The sequence below is a fragment of the Micromonospora sp. NPDC049049 genome (assembly GCF_040649115.1).
Taxonomy (GTDB): Bacteria; Actinomycetota; Actinomycetes; order Mycobacteriales; family Micromonosporaceae; genus Micromonospora.
Window position 1 is genome coordinate 102,361 of record NZ_JBEZEX010000012.1, and the last position, 15,943, is coordinate 118,303.

Annotated in this window: 13 protein-coding genes; 3 read left to right on the top strand and 10 right to left on the bottom strand. The window is 73.4% G+C overall.

The annotated features are described in order from the left end of the window. Positions 1 to 29 precede the first annotated feature (29 nt). The 6 genes from alaS to AB0B68_RS15015 form a co-directional block, all read right to left on the bottom strand. Positions 30 to 2,708 carry an alanine--tRNA ligase gene (alaS, locus tag AB0B68_RS14990; protein WP_357260354.1) on the bottom strand — a complete coding sequence of 893 codons (2,679 nt, stop codon included), beginning with the start codon at positions 2,706 to 2,708 and terminating at the stop codon, positions 30 to 32. Further along, positions 2,705 to 3,010 (bottom strand): hypothetical protein, encoded by a 306-nt coding sequence (locus tag AB0B68_RS14995; protein ID WP_091401860.1) that lies wholly within the window; start codon positions 3,008 to 3,010, stop codon positions 2,705 to 2,707. The genes alaS and AB0B68_RS14995 overlap by 4 nt, the downstream gene beginning before the upstream one ends. Positions 3,011 to 3,040: 30 nt before the next feature. Continuing rightward, positions 3,041 to 3,505 carry a DUF948 domain-containing protein gene (locus AB0B68_RS15000; RefSeq protein ID WP_124823092.1) on the bottom strand — a complete coding sequence of 155 codons (465 nt, stop codon included), beginning with the start codon at positions 3,503 to 3,505 and terminating at the stop codon, positions 3,041 to 3,043. Between the two features lie 149 nt (positions 3,506 to 3,654). Beyond that, positions 3,655 to 4,350 carry a hypothetical protein gene (locus tag AB0B68_RS15005; RefSeq protein ID WP_357196234.1) on the bottom strand — a complete coding sequence of 232 codons (696 nt, stop codon included), beginning with the start codon at positions 4,348 to 4,350 and terminating at the stop codon, positions 3,655 to 3,657. A 2,447-nt stretch (positions 4,351 to 6,797) separates the two neighbouring features. Beyond that, on the bottom strand, positions 6,798 to 8,336 hold the full coding sequence (locus AB0B68_RS15010; RefSeq protein ID WP_357196148.1) for a replication-associated recombination protein A: 1,539 nt from the start codon (positions 8,334 to 8,336) through the stop codon (positions 6,798 to 6,800). Positions 8,337 to 8,410: 74 nt separating this feature from the next. Next, positions 8,411 to 8,623 (bottom strand): hypothetical protein, encoded by a 213-nt coding sequence (locus tag AB0B68_RS15015; protein ID WP_124855015.1) that lies wholly within the window; start codon positions 8,621 to 8,623, stop codon positions 8,411 to 8,413. Between the two features lie 140 nt (positions 8,624 to 8,763). Between AB0B68_RS15015 and AB0B68_RS15020 the strand changes: the two genes are divergently transcribed. Continuing rightward, positions 8,764 to 9,504, top strand: coding sequence for a GNAT family N-acetyltransferase (locus AB0B68_RS15020; RefSeq protein ID WP_357196144.1), 741 nt, complete (start codon positions 8,764 to 8,766; stop codon positions 9,502 to 9,504). A 29-nt stretch (positions 9,505 to 9,533) separates the two neighbouring features. On the opposite strand, the gene AB0B68_RS15025 is transcribed toward AB0B68_RS15020, so the two are convergent. From AB0B68_RS15025 to aspS, 4 genes are all read right to left on the bottom strand, one after another. Further along, positions 9,534 to 10,826 (bottom strand): MFS transporter, encoded by a 1,293-nt coding sequence (locus AB0B68_RS15025; RefSeq protein ID WP_357196141.1) that lies wholly within the window; start codon positions 10,824 to 10,826, stop codon positions 9,534 to 9,536. 55 nt (positions 10,827 to 10,881) lie between these two features. Next, positions 10,882 to 11,481, bottom strand: coding sequence for a helix-turn-helix domain-containing protein (locus AB0B68_RS15030; protein WP_357196138.1), 600 nt, complete (start codon positions 11,479 to 11,481; stop codon positions 10,882 to 10,884). A gap of 9 nt (positions 11,482 to 11,490) precedes the next feature. Then, the gene (locus AB0B68_RS15035; protein ID WP_357196136.1) at positions 11,491 to 12,381 is read right to left on the bottom strand and encodes a sugar nucleotide-binding protein; all 891 of its coding nucleotides are present in this window, start codon (positions 12,379 to 12,381) and stop codon (positions 11,491 to 11,493) included. Positions 12,382 to 12,485: 104 nt separating this feature from the next. Beyond that, positions 12,486 to 14,291 carry an aspartate--tRNA ligase gene (gene aspS, locus AB0B68_RS15040; protein ID WP_357206817.1) on the bottom strand — a complete coding sequence of 602 codons (1,806 nt, stop codon included), beginning with the start codon at positions 14,289 to 14,291 and terminating at the stop codon, positions 12,486 to 12,488. A 154-nt stretch (positions 14,292 to 14,445) separates the two neighbouring features. Between aspS and AB0B68_RS15045 the strand changes: the two genes are divergently transcribed. Further along, a complete protein-coding gene (locus tag AB0B68_RS15045) occupies positions 14,446 to 15,180 on the top strand; it encodes a DUF998 domain-containing protein (RefSeq protein WP_357206819.1) in 735 nt (244 codons plus the stop codon). Between the two features lie 120 nt (positions 15,181 to 15,300). Beyond that, on the top strand, positions 15,301 to 15,924 hold the full coding sequence (locus AB0B68_RS15050; protein WP_357206821.1) for a DUF998 domain-containing protein: 624 nt from the start codon (positions 15,301 to 15,303) through the stop codon (positions 15,922 to 15,924). Positions 15,925 to 15,943: the final 19 nt, after the last annotated feature.

Here is a 15,943-nt window from a genome sequence, read left to right on the forward strand (position 1 = left end):
GGCCCGCCCTGACTCACAGTGATGATCGGTCACGCTTCAGTAATCGCCTTCTCGACGGTGAGCAGCAGGTTCGGCGCCTCGGCCGCGGGCAGACCGCCGCCCTGGGCCAGATCGGGGCTGCCACCGCCGCGCCCGGAGAACGCCGCCTTCACCAGATCCGACGCGGCCAGGCCCCGGCTGCGCGCCGCCGCGTTGACCGCGACCACCAGGGACGCCTTGCCGTTCGACCGCGCCGCCACCGCGACGACCGCCGGCCGCGCCGGGTCGATCTTGCCGCGGATCTCCTGAGCCAGGGTGCGCACATCGTTACCGGCCGCGCCCTCCGGCGCCTCCGTGCCCACGTACGCGACCCCGCGCACGTCCTTGGCCTGCGCCGCGAGCGCCGCCGCGCCACCCAGCACCAACTGGGCGCGCAGCTTCTCCAGCTCCTTCTCGGCGTCCCGAAGCTGGGTGACGGTCTGCTCCACCCGGTCGGCGACCTGATCGTTGGGCACCCGGTACAGCTCGGCCAACCGGGAGACCAACAGGTGCTCCTTGGCCAGGAAGCCGAAGGCGTCCATGCCGACCAGCGCCTCCACCCGGCGGACACCGGAGCCGATCGACGACTCGGAGAGGATCTTCACGAGGCCGAGTTGGGCCGAGCGGGCCACGTGCGTGCCGCCGCACAGCTCCCGGGCGTAGTCACCCACCTCGACGACCCGCACCTCCTCGCCGTACTTCTCGCCGAAGAGCGCCATCGCGCCGATGCGCCGCGCCTCCTCCAACGAGGTGATGAAGGCGTGCACCTCCAGGTCGGCCAGCAGCACCTCGTTGACCTGCTGCTCCACGTCACGCAGGACGCTCGGCGACACCCCCGTGGGGGTGTTGAAGTCGAACCGGAGCCGACCCGGGGCGTTCAGCGACCCGGCCTGCGTGGCCGACTCCCCGAGGAAATTGCGCATTGTCTGGTGCACCAGGTGCGTGGCGGTGTGCGACCGGGAGATCGCCCGACGCCGAGTCGTGTCGATCTCGGCGAAGCCGGCCTCACCGGCGCGTACCTCGCCCCGGATCACCCGAGCACGGTGCACGATCAGACCGGGCACCGGCTGCTGCACGTCGAGCACCTCGACCTGCCCGCCACCAACCGTGATCATGCCCTGGTCGGGCTGCTGCCCACCGCCCTCGGCGTAGAACGGGGTGGTGTCCAGCACCAGCTCGATGGTGTCGCCCTCGGTGGCCGCCTGGCGCGGACCGTCGGCGCCGAGCAGCGCCCGCACCGTCGACTCGCGGGACACCTCGCTGTAGCCGGTGAACGTGACCGGGCCACCCGAGTCGAGCACCGACCGGTACGCCGACAGGTCCACGTGCCCGGTCTTGCGCGCCTGCGCGTCCGCCTTCGCCCGGGTCCGCTGGTCCGCCATCAACCGGCGGAAACCCTCGTCGTCGACGGTGAGACCCTGCTCGGCCGCGATCTCCAGGGTCAGGTCGATCGGGAAGCCGTACGTGTCGTGCAACTGGAACGCCTTCGCCCCGGACAACGCCGAACCACCCGCCGTGCGGGTCTCCGCGATGGCGGTGTCCAGGATCGTCGTTCCCGCCCGCAGCGTGGACAGGAACGCCTCCTCCTCCGCGTACGCGTAGTCCGCGATCCGGTCGAAGTCAGTCGCCAACTCCGGGTACGACGGCGCCATGCAGTCCCGCGCCACCGGCAGCAGCTCGGGCAACGCCCGCTCCTGCCACCCCAGCAACCGGATCGACCGGATCGCCCGACGCATGATGCGCCGCAACACGTACCCACGGCCCTCGTTCGACGGGGTCACCCCGTCACCGATCAGCATCAACGCCGTCCGCACGTGATCCGCGATCACCCGCAACCGCACGTCGTCCGGGTGCGACTCACTCGCCACGTGCCCCGAGTGCGCCCCGTACCGCTTCCCGGTCAGCTCGGCCGCCCGCGCCAGGATCGGCCGGACCTCGTCGATCTCGTACAGGTTGTCCACACCCTGCAGGATCGACGCCATCCGCTCCAGGCCCATGCCCGTGTCGATGTTCTTCGCCGGCAGGTCACCCAGGATCGGGTAGTCCTCCTTGTTGGTGCCCGGCCCGCGCTCGAACTGCATGAACACGAGGTTCCAGTACTCCATGTACCGGTCCTCGTCGACCGCCGGGCCACCCTCACGCCCGTACTCCGGGCCCCGGTCGTAGAACAGCTCCGACGACGGACCACACGGCCCGGGAATGCCCATCGACCAGAAGTTGTCCGCCTTGCCCCGACGCACGATCCGCTCCGCCGGCACACCCACCGACCGCCAGATCTCGTACGCCTCGTCGTCGTCGAGGTAGATCGTCGGCCAGATCCGCTCCGGATCCAGCCCGTACCCACCCTCGGCGATCGGCTTCGTGGACAACTCCCACGCCAGCGGAATCGCACCGGCCTTGAAGTAGTCACCGAAGGAGAAGTTGCCATTCATCTGGAAGAACGTGCCATGCCGGCTCGTCTTACCGACCTCGTCGATGTCCGGCGTGCGGATGCACTTCTGCACACTCACCGCCCGCTGGTACGCGGGCGTCTGCTGACCCAGGAAGTACGGCACGAACTGCACCATGCCGGCATTGACGAACAGCAGGTTCGGATCGCTGATGGCGGGCAGCGGAGCGGACGGCACCACGGCGTGCCCATTCGCCTCGAAATGCGCGAGGTACCGCCGCTTGATCTCCGCCGTCTTCATCGCTGGTGTTCCTCCGGAAAGATTTCTCGATCGCCGATTCGCGGGTCTTCCCGCAGATCGGCGAACTTGTCGTCGAACGCCTCGCCCTGGGCGAACGCGTGGTGGATCTCCTGCTCGCGTTCGGCCATCCCGACCCGGACGTCCTCCACGAAACTACGCAGCGACTCGACGAGCCCGCCAGCGGATTCCGTCAACGAGCTGGCGATACCCGCCGGCGTGTACGCCTGCGCGGTCCGGGTCGCCTTGCGGACCACGATCACACCGACGGCCACCCCGATGCCGAGCCAGAACAAGCGCCTCATGTCCCGCTACCTCCTGGTGCGCCGGGCCGGTCAGCTGTTGCCGCGTCGCGCGGCCCGTCGCTGCTGCTTGATGGTGTCGCGTACCTCGCGCTCGGTCTCGGCGTGCCGGCGGCCGGCGGCGGCCTTCCGCACGCCGTAGCCGAACGCGGCCACCTTCACCAGGGGGTTGGCGGCCGCGGCGGAGACCACGGTGGCCAGGTTGGCGACGTTGGCGGTGACGTTCTGCGCGTGGCTGGTCATGGTGTCGACCTTCGCCAGCTGGAGATTCACACCGTCGAGCGAGATCTGCACCTGCTCCAGCGCGGTGTTGACGTTCTTCACAGTGGTGTTCACGTCACCGAGCAGCGGTGCGGTCCGATCGTTCAGGTCGTTGATCATGCGGGTGGTGGCGTCAACCGTGTGCCGCAGCCGCAGGATGGGCAGCGTCAGGATGAGCACCAGCACCGCGAACGCGGATGCCGCGATCAGCGCCGCTATCGCTCCAATGTCGCCCACGCCTGTCCTCCTCAAGCAGAGTTCCGCAGGACCCGACGTCCCCGGAACGCACAACCATGCCACCCGTACCGGCCGCCGAGCCGTCGGCGCTCACCGGTAGCGGGCGTGCCCGCCAGCCCCAGACCCTACCGTCCGTGATGGAGACCGGCTCAGGACGGTGAGGGTGTCAGCTCACCCAGCGGATCCGCACTGACCGTCGGGAACGGATCCTCACCGGTCAGTGACGGGTCGGTGGTCGGCTGCGGCCTGGTCCGCTCGTCGTCGATCGCATTGCGCACCTTCACCGACACCAACGAGCCGGTGCACTCAGTCGCAGCGGCCGACGGGTCGCCGGACGGCACGGTCGCCGGCTCGCCGTCCACCGGCGGCGGCACACAGGTCGGCTCGCGTACCCACAGGTCGAGGGTCAACTCGTCGCGACGCCAGCAGGTGTAGCTGCCCTTCGTCTCCTGCTCCGGGCAGCGGCTCACCTTCCACGGCTGCCACCCGTCCCGCCGCAGCGCGTCCTCGTAGACCTGCGCCGTCTCCTTGGGCGCCTTCTCCGAGGTCACGGTGCGCTCACGCAGCCGGCAGTCGAGCAGGCACCAGCGGCTGCCGCTGACGTCGTCGACCGTCTTCGCGGCCGCCCAGGCGGGCACGCCGAGCTGGTCCAGGTTGTCGAAGACCGGGTCACGGCTCAGCGTCCGGAGCCCGAAGAAGAGCGGCACCGCGCCGAGCAGCACGACGCTGACCAGCACCAACACCGCCGCACGCAGGCGACGTCGTTCACGGGTCTGTCGGCGTTCCTCGGAACGGGCATTCGGTGCGGCGTCGTCGTCCGGCGCGTCCTGACCGGCCGAGCGCAGCGCCGGCCCGTCGGAGGGCTCCGGTTCCGGCCGGTCCACCGGGCCGGCCGCGGCGGGCACCGCGGCGGCGGCGCGGGCCACGCCGACTGGCTCGCCGGCGCGTCCGGGCGGCGGCACGGGCGCGACACCGCTCGGCTCGGCACGGCCGGGCTCCCGGTTCGGCGGCAGGGCGCGGCCGGCGGCGCGGTCGGCCGGCATGGGTCGCCCGGCCGGCGCAGCACCACGGGCCGGGCCGGGCTCACCGGGCCGGCCGTCGGCTGGCGGCTGCCCGCCGGGTGGGCGGACAGCGGCACGAGCCGGACCATCTGGACGGGTACGCGGCGGACCGTCCACACCCGGCGGCACGGCGGCACGAGCCGGACCATCCGGACGGGTCGCGTCCGGGGGTGCCGCATCGCCACCCGGGCCGGGACGCGGTGGGCCGTCGGCGCCACGGCGCCCGGTGCCGGGTGCCGGCGCGTCGCCCGGAACGGGGCGGGCCCGCCCGGGTGGGACGGAGCGGGCAGCGCCCCGAGCAGCGGGACCGACGCCGGGTCGACCGCCGGCGTAGGGGTCGTCGCCACTGTCGCTCGCTGTCCCCGGTCGACCGGGGACAGCCGTACCGTCAGGGCCGGGCTCGGCCGGTCCACGTCGTCGTCGGCCGGTCGGATCCGGGGCGGGCGGTGCGTCCGGGCCGGGCCCCGCCACGGCACGGCCGCGCCGAACAGTGGGGTCCGGAGTGGGGGGCACCGCCGCAGCGCCCCGCCCACGGGCGGGCCGGTCACCGGGCGGCGAGGGGTAGGTCAGGGCCTGCTCTCCGGTGGATCCCGACCCGTCGGGCCGGACGGCGCGACGACCGGTCGGTGCGTCCGCGCCGGGGTCGACCGGCGGGCCGGCAGGCCGGCGGGCGGCGGTGTGTTCCGCGGCCGGGTCGGGCACGGCGAGCCGACCGGACGCCTGGTCGGTGAGGTCTACCGGCCCGGTGGGCGGCGCCGGACGGCGTCCCCCGGCCGGCGGACTGCCGTCTCGACGGTTGACCACTCGGAGGGCCGGGTCGGTGTGTGGCAGGCGGCCGGCCTGGCGCAGCCAGTCCGCTGGCCGCTCCGGGCGGTCCGGCCGGTCCGGGCGGGGTTCGCCGCTGGGCGGCGTTCGGCGTTCCGGTTCATCGGAGACGACCCGGCGGCGACCGGTGCCGTCGGCGGGGCCGGTGGTGGGCAGGGCGCCACTGTGCGCGCCGGTCGCCTCGGGCACCGACGACGCGTTCCCCGAGCGGGGCACGGGTGGCGCGTTCCCCGAGCGGGGCACGACCGGCTCGTCGGGTTCCGCGGCGCGGCGACGCCCGCCGGCTGTCGGACGGGCGCCCTCGGACGCGCGCCCGGCGGGTTCGGGTGCTCCGGGGTCGGCCGGGCCCGGACGACGCCGGGCGGTACGCGGGTCACGGTCGATGGCGGGGTCGGGCCGCAGGCCGTCCGCTGCCGACGGCACGACGTCAGCCGGCGCACCGTCGAAGCGGGCCGGCCCGGGGGCGGCGGGAGCCCCGGCGACCTGCGTCGGGTCGGGTGCCGAGCCGGCGGCGCGGCGACCGGCGGGCGGGCCGCCGGCGGGAGGCCGGGCACGGCCGGGTTCGACCGGTTGCTCCGGGCCGGGTCGGCGGACCGGCGGACCGGCGTCCGGACGGCGCAGCGGCGGCATGGAGTCGGGTTGACCGCCGGGTGCGGCGGGGTCCTGATGACGGCCCGGCGGAACAACGGCGTCCGGACGACGGGCCGGCGAAGCGGCGGCGTCCGGGCGACGACCGGCCGGGGGGCCCGAGGTCGGTGGGCCCACGGGTGGGCCGGGAGGGGCGGCCGCACCGCGCGGACGGGCCGGGCCGCCGGGCGCGTCGGGTGCCGGACGAGGCCCCGCCGGGCCGGCCGGGTCACCCCCGCCCGGGCGAGCGGGGGGCGGGGACTGTGGTACGGCAGCGCGGGCGCCGGGCACCGGCTGAACGCCTCGGCGTGGCGGCTGCCCGGCTGCGGGGCCGGCTGCGGGCGGCCGGTTGTCCGGGCGACGACCCGCTGGCGGCGTCTCCCCGGGCCAGGGCCCGTCGACCGGTCGACGGCCGGCGGCACCGCCCGGTTCACTCTGACGCGGAGCCGGCGGCGCCGAGGGCTCCGGCGCACTGCCGCGCGCACCGGGCGGCTCTCCCGCCGTACGCGGGGCGGCGGGTTGTGCCGGAGGCCCGGCCGGGTCTGCCGGCGGCATACCCCCGCGGGGCCGGTTCGGCTCCGCCGGAGCGCCGTCCGGGCCCAGCTCGGTGCGTTGCTGCTTGGCCGAACGAAGATCGTCGATCCAGCCGAACTCCTCGCCGGCGACCGGCTCCTCCGGCTCGGGCTCAGCAGCCCGGCCGCGACCCCAACGGCGGGTCTTGGCGCGGGGATCGCGCCGCTCGTCCGGGCCCTCGTCCGGGCGGTCCCCACCACGCGATCTCACTGTTGACCCTCTCCTGCGGCGTCGGTGCCGCTGTCCTGCATCGTGCCGGGGGCATCCGTGCCCGTCGTCGGACGGGCGGCCCCCGGGGATAGCGCTGGCGCGGTCTGCGCCGTTACGGACGGCTCGGATGTCGGCGTCTGCGGGCGCACGGCCGGAGCCGGCAGACCACGCACGATCCGGCGCAGCAGCGGCAACCTGGTGGCCACCGCCCGCTCCGCGCCGTGCGGGCTGGGCTGGTAGTAGTCGGTGCCCACCAGGTCGTCCGGGACGTACTGCTGGGTGACCACGCCGCGCTGGTCGTCGTGCGGGTAGCGGTAGCCGGTTCCGTGGCCCAGCCCTCGGGCGCCGGAGTAGTGCGCGTCGCGCAGCCCTCGCGGCACCGGGCCACCGCGACCGGCCCGGACGTCGGCGATGGCGGCGCCGATGGCGGTGGTGGCCGAGTTCGACTTCGGCGCGGTGGCCAGGTGGATCACCGCTTGGGCGAGGTTGAGCTGTGCTTCGGGCAACCCGACGTACTCGACCGCGTGCGCGGCGGCCGTCGCCACGCTCAGCGCACCGGGGTCGGCCATGCCCACGTCCTCGCTGGCGAAGATGACCAGGCGACGGGCGATGAATCGGGCGTCCTCACCGGCGACCAGCATGCGGGCCAGCCAGTGCACCGCAGCGTCCACGTCCGAGCCGCGCATGCTCTTGATGAAGGCGCTGACCACGTCGTAGTGGGCGTCGCCGTCGCGGTCGTAGCGCACCGCCGCCACGTCGACGGCCTGCTCGGCGGTGGCGAGGTCGATCCGCCCGCCGCCGAGGGCCGTCGCGGAGGCGGCCGCCGCCTCCAGGGCGGTGAGTGCCTTACGGACGTCACCGGCGGCCAGCCGGACCAGGTGATCCTCGGCCTCGGTGGTCAGCACCAGCGCGCCGTCCAGGCCACGCTTGTCGGCGACCGCGCGGCGCAGCAGGCCCCGCACCGCCTCGTCGTCCAACGGTTGGAGGGTGAGCAGCACGCACCGCGACAGCAGCGGTGAGATGACCGAGAAGTACGGGTTCTCGGTGGTCGCCGCCAGCAGGGTGACAGTGCGGTCCTCGACGGCGGCGAGCAGCGAATCCTGTTGGGTCTTGCTGAAGCGGTGCACCTCGTCGATGAAGAGCACGGTCTGCGGGCCACCGGAACGACGCTGGCGGCGAGCCGCCTCGATCACCGCCCTTACGTCCTTCACGCCGGCGGAGAGCGCCGACATGGCGACGAAGCGGCGGTCGGTGGCCCCGGCCACCAGGTGCGCGATCGTGGTCTTGCCGCTGCCCGGCGGGCCCCAGAGGATCACCGACATCGGAGCCCCGCCGGAGACCAGTTGCCGCAGGGGTGCGCCGGGAGCGAGCAGGTGCTCCTGCCCGACCAACTCGTCGAGGGTCACCGGGCGCATCCGGACGGGCAGGGGCGAATCGTCGGCCACCGCGGTGAAGCCGTCGACACCGGCGGGACCGTCGGGCGCGCTGCGCGACCCGGCGGGTTCACCGAGGGAGAAGAGGGCGTCGGACTCCATCACGAAGACAGTACCGGGCCGGGCCCACGACGCCGGAATCGCGCCGCGGGCCCGCCACCGGTGATCGGTTCCGGTCAGCCACGCCCGGGGCGACGGCCCCGGTACCAGCGGCCGCCGCCACCGCCGCGCGGGCCGCTGCCCACGCCGGCCAGGTAGAGCGAGAGCAGAAGCAGCCCGATGAGTACGAGGGTGTTCCAGTTGAACAGGTCCGGCGCTCCGAAGTCGGTGCCGAGCAGGTCGAGCAGCAGAGCAAAGCCAAAGACGATGGCCGCGAGAATGGCGAGCATGTCGGTCCTCCGGTGGGGGTTCCCAGTAGGTCGGCGCGTGATGTACCCAATCGGTCGACTCGCCAATCTCCACGGTGGAGGTGGCCACGCCGCGACGGCCCGGCGGAGGCATTCGACCCCCGGCTCCTAGGCTGGACCACATGATCACCGACGACCAGGTGCTCCAGGACCGGAGCGCCGTCCTGGCCGCCGTCGGGCACCACCCGTTCGCCCGGCACGCCCTCGGACGGGCCGGGCCGGTGCACGCGTACCAGCGTGGCGGTGCCGTGCTGTGGGTGGTGCCGCCGGGACACGGGCCGGCCGGCTGCGCGATCGGCCCGGCCGAGCCGGCGCTGGAGATCTGTGTCGCCCTCGCCGCCGACGGGATGTTCCAGTCCGGACAGCACCTGCACCTGCCTCGACACGATCGCGGTCTGCTGGTCGACCGGCTGGCGGTGACCGAACACAGCGACTGGGACTTCCACTGGACCGACACGGCGCCGCCGGCGCAGCCGGACGAACAACCAGTGGTCCGCCTCACCGCCGCCGACCAGCCGGCGCTGGCGGCACTGGTCGAAGAGTCGTTCCCCACCAGCACCTCGCGGCCGGGCGACCCACGGGTGGTCGACTGGTACGGCATTTGGGCCGACAACCGGTTGGTGGCGTGCGGCGCGGACCGCAGCCAGGGGGACATCGGCTTCCTGGCCGGCCTGACCGTCGCCCCCGACCAACGTGGTCGGGGGCTGGGCGCGTCCCTGACCGCCGGGATGACCCGGGCGCTGCTGGCACGTCACGACCTGGTCGGGCTCGGCGTCTACACGCACAACGTCGGTGCGGGGAGGCTCTACCGTCGGCTCGGCTACACCAACACCCTCCCGCTCAGCTCGATCCGCCTCGCCTGACCGGCCCGCCGTCCGGCCAGGCGAGGGGGCTATCGCCAACGGTCGGTGGCGGGCACAGGGACCGCGGTCGGCTCGCCGGCCGGGGCGGCCCGACGGCCGGCCAGCCAGGCGGGCAGGTAGAGCGGGGCGGCGACGGCCAACACCACAGCGCCGACCACCATCGCGGTGCTGACGCTGGTGGCGGCGGCGAGCGCGGTGAGCACCACCCCGCCGAGCGCACCGGCCGGTTGCCCCATCATCGAGTTCAGCGAGAGCACGCTGGTCCGGTACGGGCCGTCGACCTGCCGGTGCAGCAGCCCACTGTGCAACGGGTTGGACGCGCCGTGCACCGCGTAGCAGGCGAGGTAGGCCACCAGCACGCCGACCGGCCCGGCGAACAACCCCATCCCGACCACAGTCACGCCCTGCAGGACGCGGAGCAGGGCCGCACCCGGAGCGGCGCCGAACCAGCGCAGCAGCAGTGGGGTCAGTGCCGCGCCGGCGGCCGAGGCGAGCCAGGCGGCCGAGTTCGCCGGCCCGAGCAGCACCGCGGCGCGTTCCGGATCACCGATCACCTCGGCGAGTCGGACCGGCAGCAGCGACTCGAAGGTGACCATGCCGAAGCCCCAGAACAGCTCGACGGCCACCAACGCCAGCAGCACCCGGGAACGACGCAGCAGCCCGACGGCCTGACTGATCATCCGGGGCGCCTGCACCACCGAGGCGCGCAGCGCCGCGACCCCGGTGGCTGGCCGCTCCTCGACCAGCAGCACCACGAGCGCGACGAGCGCCGCCGCCTGCGCCACGATGGCGGCCAACACGGGCACCGTGAGCGCGCTGACCGGCCCGATCGGGCCGAGTGCGATGAGACCACCGCTGACCAGCGCGCCTCCGCCGATGGCGCCGCCGACGACGGTGCCGGCGTAGCCCAGGCCACGCTCGTACTCGGCCTCCGGGTCGGCGGCCAGCGTGGCGTCGACGTACCAGGACTCCAACGGGCCGCTGTCCAACGCCCGGTAGATGCCCTGCAGAGCCCAGACCACGAAGAACAGCCAGAACGAGTCGGCCACCGCGAACAGGGCCAGCGAGGCGAGATTGAGCACGCCGGCGGCGAGCAGCACCGGTCGACGACCGAGCGCGTCGGCCAGCCCACCGGTGGGCAGCTCCAGTGCCAGCACCAGCAGCCCCTGCGCCGTGCCGACCAGGCCGATCTGCGGCAGCGACAGGCCGCGCTCCTGCATCAGCAGGATCATCACCGGGATCATCAGACCCGTGGGCAGCCAGCGCAGGCCGTAGAGCGTGAGGTAACGACGCCGAACCTGACGTACGGTCAACGTGCTCACAGTGCCTCCTCGATTCGCGGCTGCTGGGCCGGCCCGACCTGCGCGCTGCTCGCGTTCACCATCGCTGGTCCAGACGCGGGAAACCGGCCAGGAAGACGTGCACGGGCTTGACGTCCGGGGCGTCGCGGACGGCTTCGTCGCGGTAGCGAAGGAGCACCGCCAACAGGTCGTCGTTGAGCGCACGCAGTCGGGCAGGGTCGAGCGGCAGCACCATGTCGCCCATCCCCGCGGCGTCGCGCCAGGCGGAAGACTGAGTGTGCTCGACGGCCATCCACCGCTCGGCCAGCTCACCCATCAGCCGCACCTGGTCGGCCTGGATCCACTGCACCGCGGCGCGGGCGTCCGGGTCGTCGTCGAAGTCGGTGGGCTCGAAGTGGCTCATGTCGTGCGCGGCCTGCCACCATCGCTGCCGACCGGCGCCCCGGTCCGGATCCTCGGCCACCAGCCCCACCTCGGCGAGTTGCCGCAGGTGGTAGCTGGTCGCGCCGGTGTTGGTGCCCAGTTTCTCGGCGAGGGCCGTCGCGGTGGCCGGGCCGTCGATGCGCAGCGAGCCGAGCAGCCGCATCCGTAGCGGGTGAGCCAGCACCCGAACCTGCCGCGCGTCCAGATCGACGCGGCGGTGCTCGCTGTGCTCGGCGGGTGGGGAACTCTCCATGAGTGCACACTATCTCTGCACACTTCTTATGCACAAGAGTTGTGCATAAGAAGTGTGCACAGGTGCTGGGTCGGCGGGAGTGCCGTTCTCAGACGCCAGGAGTTCGCGCACCCCGCGCAGCCGGGTTCGCAGCAGGCCGGTCGCGCGAGAGGAGTCCAGGCGGACATCCAGCGGTCGGACCACACCGGTGGCCGCGCTGGTGGCGGTCTTCAACCCGGCCGCGTCCAGGCCGTCCCGGCCGGCGACCAGCAGACCCAGCTCGGCCCGGCTCACCGCGTCGGGACCGGCCACGTTGAGCACACCGGCGTACGACGAGACGACCAACTCCAGCACGGCGTCGGCGAGGTCGGTCACGTCGACCGGGCAGCGCAGCTCGTCGCTGAACAGGGTGGCCCGGCCGGCGAGCGCGTCCCGGCAGAGCTGGATCTGTTTGCTGCCCTCCCCCAGGATCAGCGAGGTGCGAACCACCGCCGCGCTGGGGTCGATCGCCCGCACAGCGGTCTCGGCGGCGGCCTTCGCGGCACCGTACGCGTGCACCGGGGTGGGCGGATCGTCGTCGGCGTACGGAGTGGGACGGCCGGCATGCAGCGCGTCGCTGGACACGTGCACCAGCCGGGCGCCCGCCTCGGCGGCGGCGACCGCCACGTTCGCTGCCCCGTCGGCGGTGACCGCCCAGTCGTCGTACCGGTAGGGGGTCCCGACCACGGCGTCCGGGCGCACCTCGGCGACCAGCGCGCGCACCGCGGCCAGATCGGTCACGTCCAGCCGCCGTGCTGCGACTCCCGGCACGGCGATCTCACCGCCGTGGAACGTACCGACGACCGTGAACCCGGCGTCGAGGCCCCGCCGACACACCTCTCGCCCCAGAAACCCACTGCCCCCGACGACAAGCAACCGCATCTGAACCCACTCCCCCACCGACGATCAAGAGGTTTGCGTCATCTCGCCGGGCGATGATGACGCAAACCTCTTGATCAACCAAGCGAAGGGCGGGTGGGGGTGCCTCAGACCGGGTCGGCTACCGGGGCTGCGGGGCCGGCGGTGCCGGTGTGGGCCGCCGCGGCCGGCTTGGGCTTGGCGTCGATGCCGGCCTCGGTGCGCTGCTGTGCGGTGATCGGGGTGGGAGCACTGGTCAGCGGGTCGAAGCCGCCCCGGGTCTTCGGGAACGCGATGACCTCACGGATCGAGTCCGCGCCGGCGAGCAGCATGCAGACCCGGTCCCAGCCGAAGGCGATGCCGCCGTGCGGCGGAGCGCCGTACTTGAACGCCTCCAGCAGGAAGCCGAACTTGTCCTGCGCCTCCTCGGGGGTGATGCCGAGCAGGTCGAAGACCCGCTTCTGCACGTCACCCCGGTGGATACGGATCGACCCGCCGCCGATCTCGTTGCCGTTGCAGACGATGTCGTACGCGTACGCCAGGGCCCGGTCCGGAGCCTCCTCGAACCGGTCGACCCACTCCGAGTTCGGCGAGGTGAACGGGTGGTGCACGGCCGTCCAACCGCCCTCGTCCGTGCGCTCGAACATCGGCGCGTCGACCACCCAGCAGAACGCCCAGGCGCTCTCGTCGATCAGGCCGGACCGCTTGGCGATCTCGACGCGGGCCGCCCCGAGCAGCTCCTGTGCCTCCCGGGTGGTGGCGCTCGCGGCGAAGAAGACCGCGTCACCCGGCTTCGCGCCGACCGCGTCGGCGAGCCCGCCCAGGTGCTCGGCGGAGAGGTTCTTCGCCACCGGGCCACGTGCCTCGCCGGTCTCCGCGTCCAGCACCACATACGCCAGACCGCGCGCGCCACGCGCCTTCGCCCAGTCCTGCCAGCCGTCCAGCTCCTTGCGGCTCTGCGCCGCGCCGCCCGGCATCACCACCGCGCCGACGTACCCGCCCCCGTCGATGGCCCCGGCGAAGACCCGGAACTCGGTGCCGCGCAGGTACTCGGTCAGCTCGGTCAGCTCGACGCCGTAGCGCAGGTCCGGCTTGTCCGAGCCGTACCGTGCCATCGCGTCGTGCCAGGTGATCCGCGGGATCGGACGGCTGATCTCGTGCCCGGCCAGGTCCTTCCACAGCGCCGAGACGATCGCCTCACCAAGGTCGATCACGTCGTCCTCGGTCACGAACGACATCTCGATGTCGAGCTGGGTGAACTCCGGCTGCCGGTCGGCGCGGAAGTCCTCGTCGCGGTAGCAGCGGGCGATCTGGTAGTACCGCTCCATGCCGCCCACCATCAGCAGCTGCTTGAACAGCTGCGGCGACTGCGGCAACGCGTACCAGCTGCCGGGCTGAAGCCGCACCGGCACCAGGAAGTCGCGGGCCCCCTCCGGCGTCGAGCGGGTCAGCGTCGGCGTCTCGATCTCCAGGAAGTCCCGCTCGTGCAGCACGCCCCGGGCCAGCTGGCTGGCGCGCGAGCGCAGCCGCAGCGCGTTCGCCGGGCCACTGCGGCGCAGGTCCAGGTAGCGGTACCGGAGTCGAATGTCGTCGCCGGCCTCGATCTGGTCGTCCACCGGCAGCGGCAGCGGCGCCGCCTCGGAGAGCACCTCCAGCTCGACGACGGTCACCTCGACCTCGCCGGTGGGCAGCTCCGGGTTCTCGTTGCCGGCCGGACGGCGGGTCACCTCACCGACGACCTTCACGCAGAACTCGTTGCGCAGCGCGTGCGCGTCTTCCTCGCGGAACACCACCTGGACAACACCGGAACCGTCGCGCAGGTCGACGAAGATGACCCCGCCGTGGTCGCGGCGGCGGGCCACCCAGCCGGCGAGCGTCACCGTCGAGCCGGCGTCCGCGGCGCGCAGGCTTCCGGCATTGTGGGTACGGATCACGGCTGGCAACTCCTCATCGTGGAACAGTCCTCACCCGCATTCTGTCAGGGGTGGCCGCCCCGCCTCCGGGCACCCGGCAGGCCGGCACGATTCGCTGGTGGGGTGGACCCGCGAACCCGACTCCCCCGGCAGCCGAGCCGGTTAACGTGGCGAAATGCGGCCCGTACCGAACTGGGCCGTCGCCACGGCGGCGGCGGCACCCGTGCTGCTGGTGGCCGGTTGGACGGTGGCGGAGGCCCGACAGCCCGTCGGGTACGACCCGGTCCGGGACACCATCAGCGAGTTGGCAGGACAGGACGCCACCGACGCCTGGATCATGGTGGTGGCCCTGGTGCTGCTCGGCTGCTGCTACCTGTCGGTCGCCGCCGTCCTGCACGCAGCCGGGCTGCCCAGCCGTTTCCTGCTCGCGATCGGTGGGGTGGCCACCATCGCGCTCGTCGCCTTTCCCCGGCCGCCGGTAGGCGGTTCACTCAGCCACGGCGTCGCGGCGACGGTGGCCGTTCTCGCCCTGGTGCTCTGGCCGGCCGGCTCGGCACTGCGGCTGCCGCGCGGCCACGACACCGAGCACCCCACCCGATCGGAGCCGCCCTGGGCGTTCCGCCGGGCGGTCGGGCTGAGCGCCACGCTTGTGTTGCTCGCGCTCTTCGGCTGGTGCGCGTTCGAGGTGACCAGTGGCTCCCGCACGGGGTTGGCCGAGCGGGTGACGGCGGTGGCGGTCTCCCTCTGGCCGCTGCTGGCGGTTCTCTCCGCCCGGCGGGCGTACCTCGCCTGGTCGACCGGCGGCACCGTACGCGTCGGCCCGGACCTGCCGACCATCGGCGTCGTACCCCCGGATCCCCTCGGACCACCGAGCGGGCCTGCTTCCGGGCGCCCCGACCGGCTGCCGTGAGTCGGCGGCCCGTCTGATCTTTCCGTCGCCCGCGCCTGTTCGAGCGTCCGCACCGGCGGCCGGTCAGCCCGAGCATGCGGCCCGGAAGCGGCTTCGGTCTCGCATCGTTACGATCGCCCGATGTCCACCGTTCCCCGTTGGGCCCTGCTGTCAGCCGGCGGCGCACCACTGTTCCTTGTCGGCGGCTGGACTCTGGCGCAGGCCGCCCAGTCCGACGGATTCGACCCGGTGCGGCAGACCATCAGCGCGCTCGCCGCCACGGGTGCGGACCATCGCTGGATCATGACGGTCGGGCTGGTCGGCCTGGGCCTCTGCCATCTGACGACCGCGCTCGGCCTGGTCGGCGCCGCACCGGCGGGCCGAGCGCTACTCGCACTGGGCGGGCTGGCGACAGTGGTCGTGGGCGCGTTCCCGCAGCACCTGACCGGTGACTCGACGACCCACGCCGTGGCCGCCGGTGTGGCGTTCGGGGCGTTGGCCGTCTGGCCGGCCCTGGCGGTGCCGCGTCGCGCGAGGCCGTCTCTCGACCGCGAGCACCACCACGCTCCGGCTTTCGTACGCCGGCTGGCGCTCGCGGCGGCGGTGGTCCTCCTCGCGCTGGTGGGCTGGTTCGCCGCCGAGCTCTTCACCGACGGAGCATGGATCGGGCTGACCGAGCGGCTGGCGGCGGCCGCCGAGGCGGGCGTACCGCTGGCCGCCGTGCTGGTCTCCCGGGGCCGACCGGGACCGTCCGGGCCCGGCTGAGCGTCGTCGTGTTCGGTGG

Excerpts from the sequence above, each read along its gene's own strand:
- alaS (WP_357260354.1), bottom strand. The coding sequence starts at position 2,708 with ATGAAGACGGCGGAGATCAAGCGGCGGTACCTCGCGCATTTCGAGGCG.
- AB0B68_RS14995 (WP_091401860.1), bottom strand. The coding sequence starts at position 3,010 with ATGAGGCGCTTGTTCTGGCTCGGCATCGGGGTGGCCGTCGGTGTGATC.
- AB0B68_RS15010 (WP_357196148.1), bottom strand. The coding sequence starts at position 8,336 with ATGGAGTCCGACGCCCTCTTCTCCCTCGGTGAACCCGCCGGGTCGCGC.
- AB0B68_RS15015 (WP_124855015.1), bottom strand. The coding sequence starts at position 8,623 with ATGCTCGCCATTCTCGCGGCCATCGTCTTTGGCTTTGCTCTGCTGCTC.
- AB0B68_RS15020 (WP_357196144.1), top strand. The coding sequence starts at position 8,764 with ATGATCACCGACGACCAGGTGCTCCAGGACCGGAGCGCCGTCCTGGCC.
- AB0B68_RS15030 (WP_357196138.1), bottom strand. The coding sequence starts at position 11,481 with ATGGAGAGTTCCCCACCCGCCGAGCACAGCGAGCACCGCCGCGTCGAT.
- AB0B68_RS15035 (WP_357196136.1), bottom strand. The coding sequence starts at position 12,381 with ATGCGGTTGCTTGTCGTCGGGGGCAGTGGGTTTCTGGGGCGAGAGGTG.
- AB0B68_RS15045 (WP_357206819.1), top strand. The coding sequence starts at position 14,446 with ATGCGGCCCGTACCGAACTGGGCCGTCGCCACGGCGGCGGCGGCACCC.
- AB0B68_RS15050 (WP_357206821.1), top strand. The coding sequence starts at position 15,301 with ATGTCCACCGTTCCCCGTTGGGCCCTGCTGTCAGCCGGCGGCGCACCA.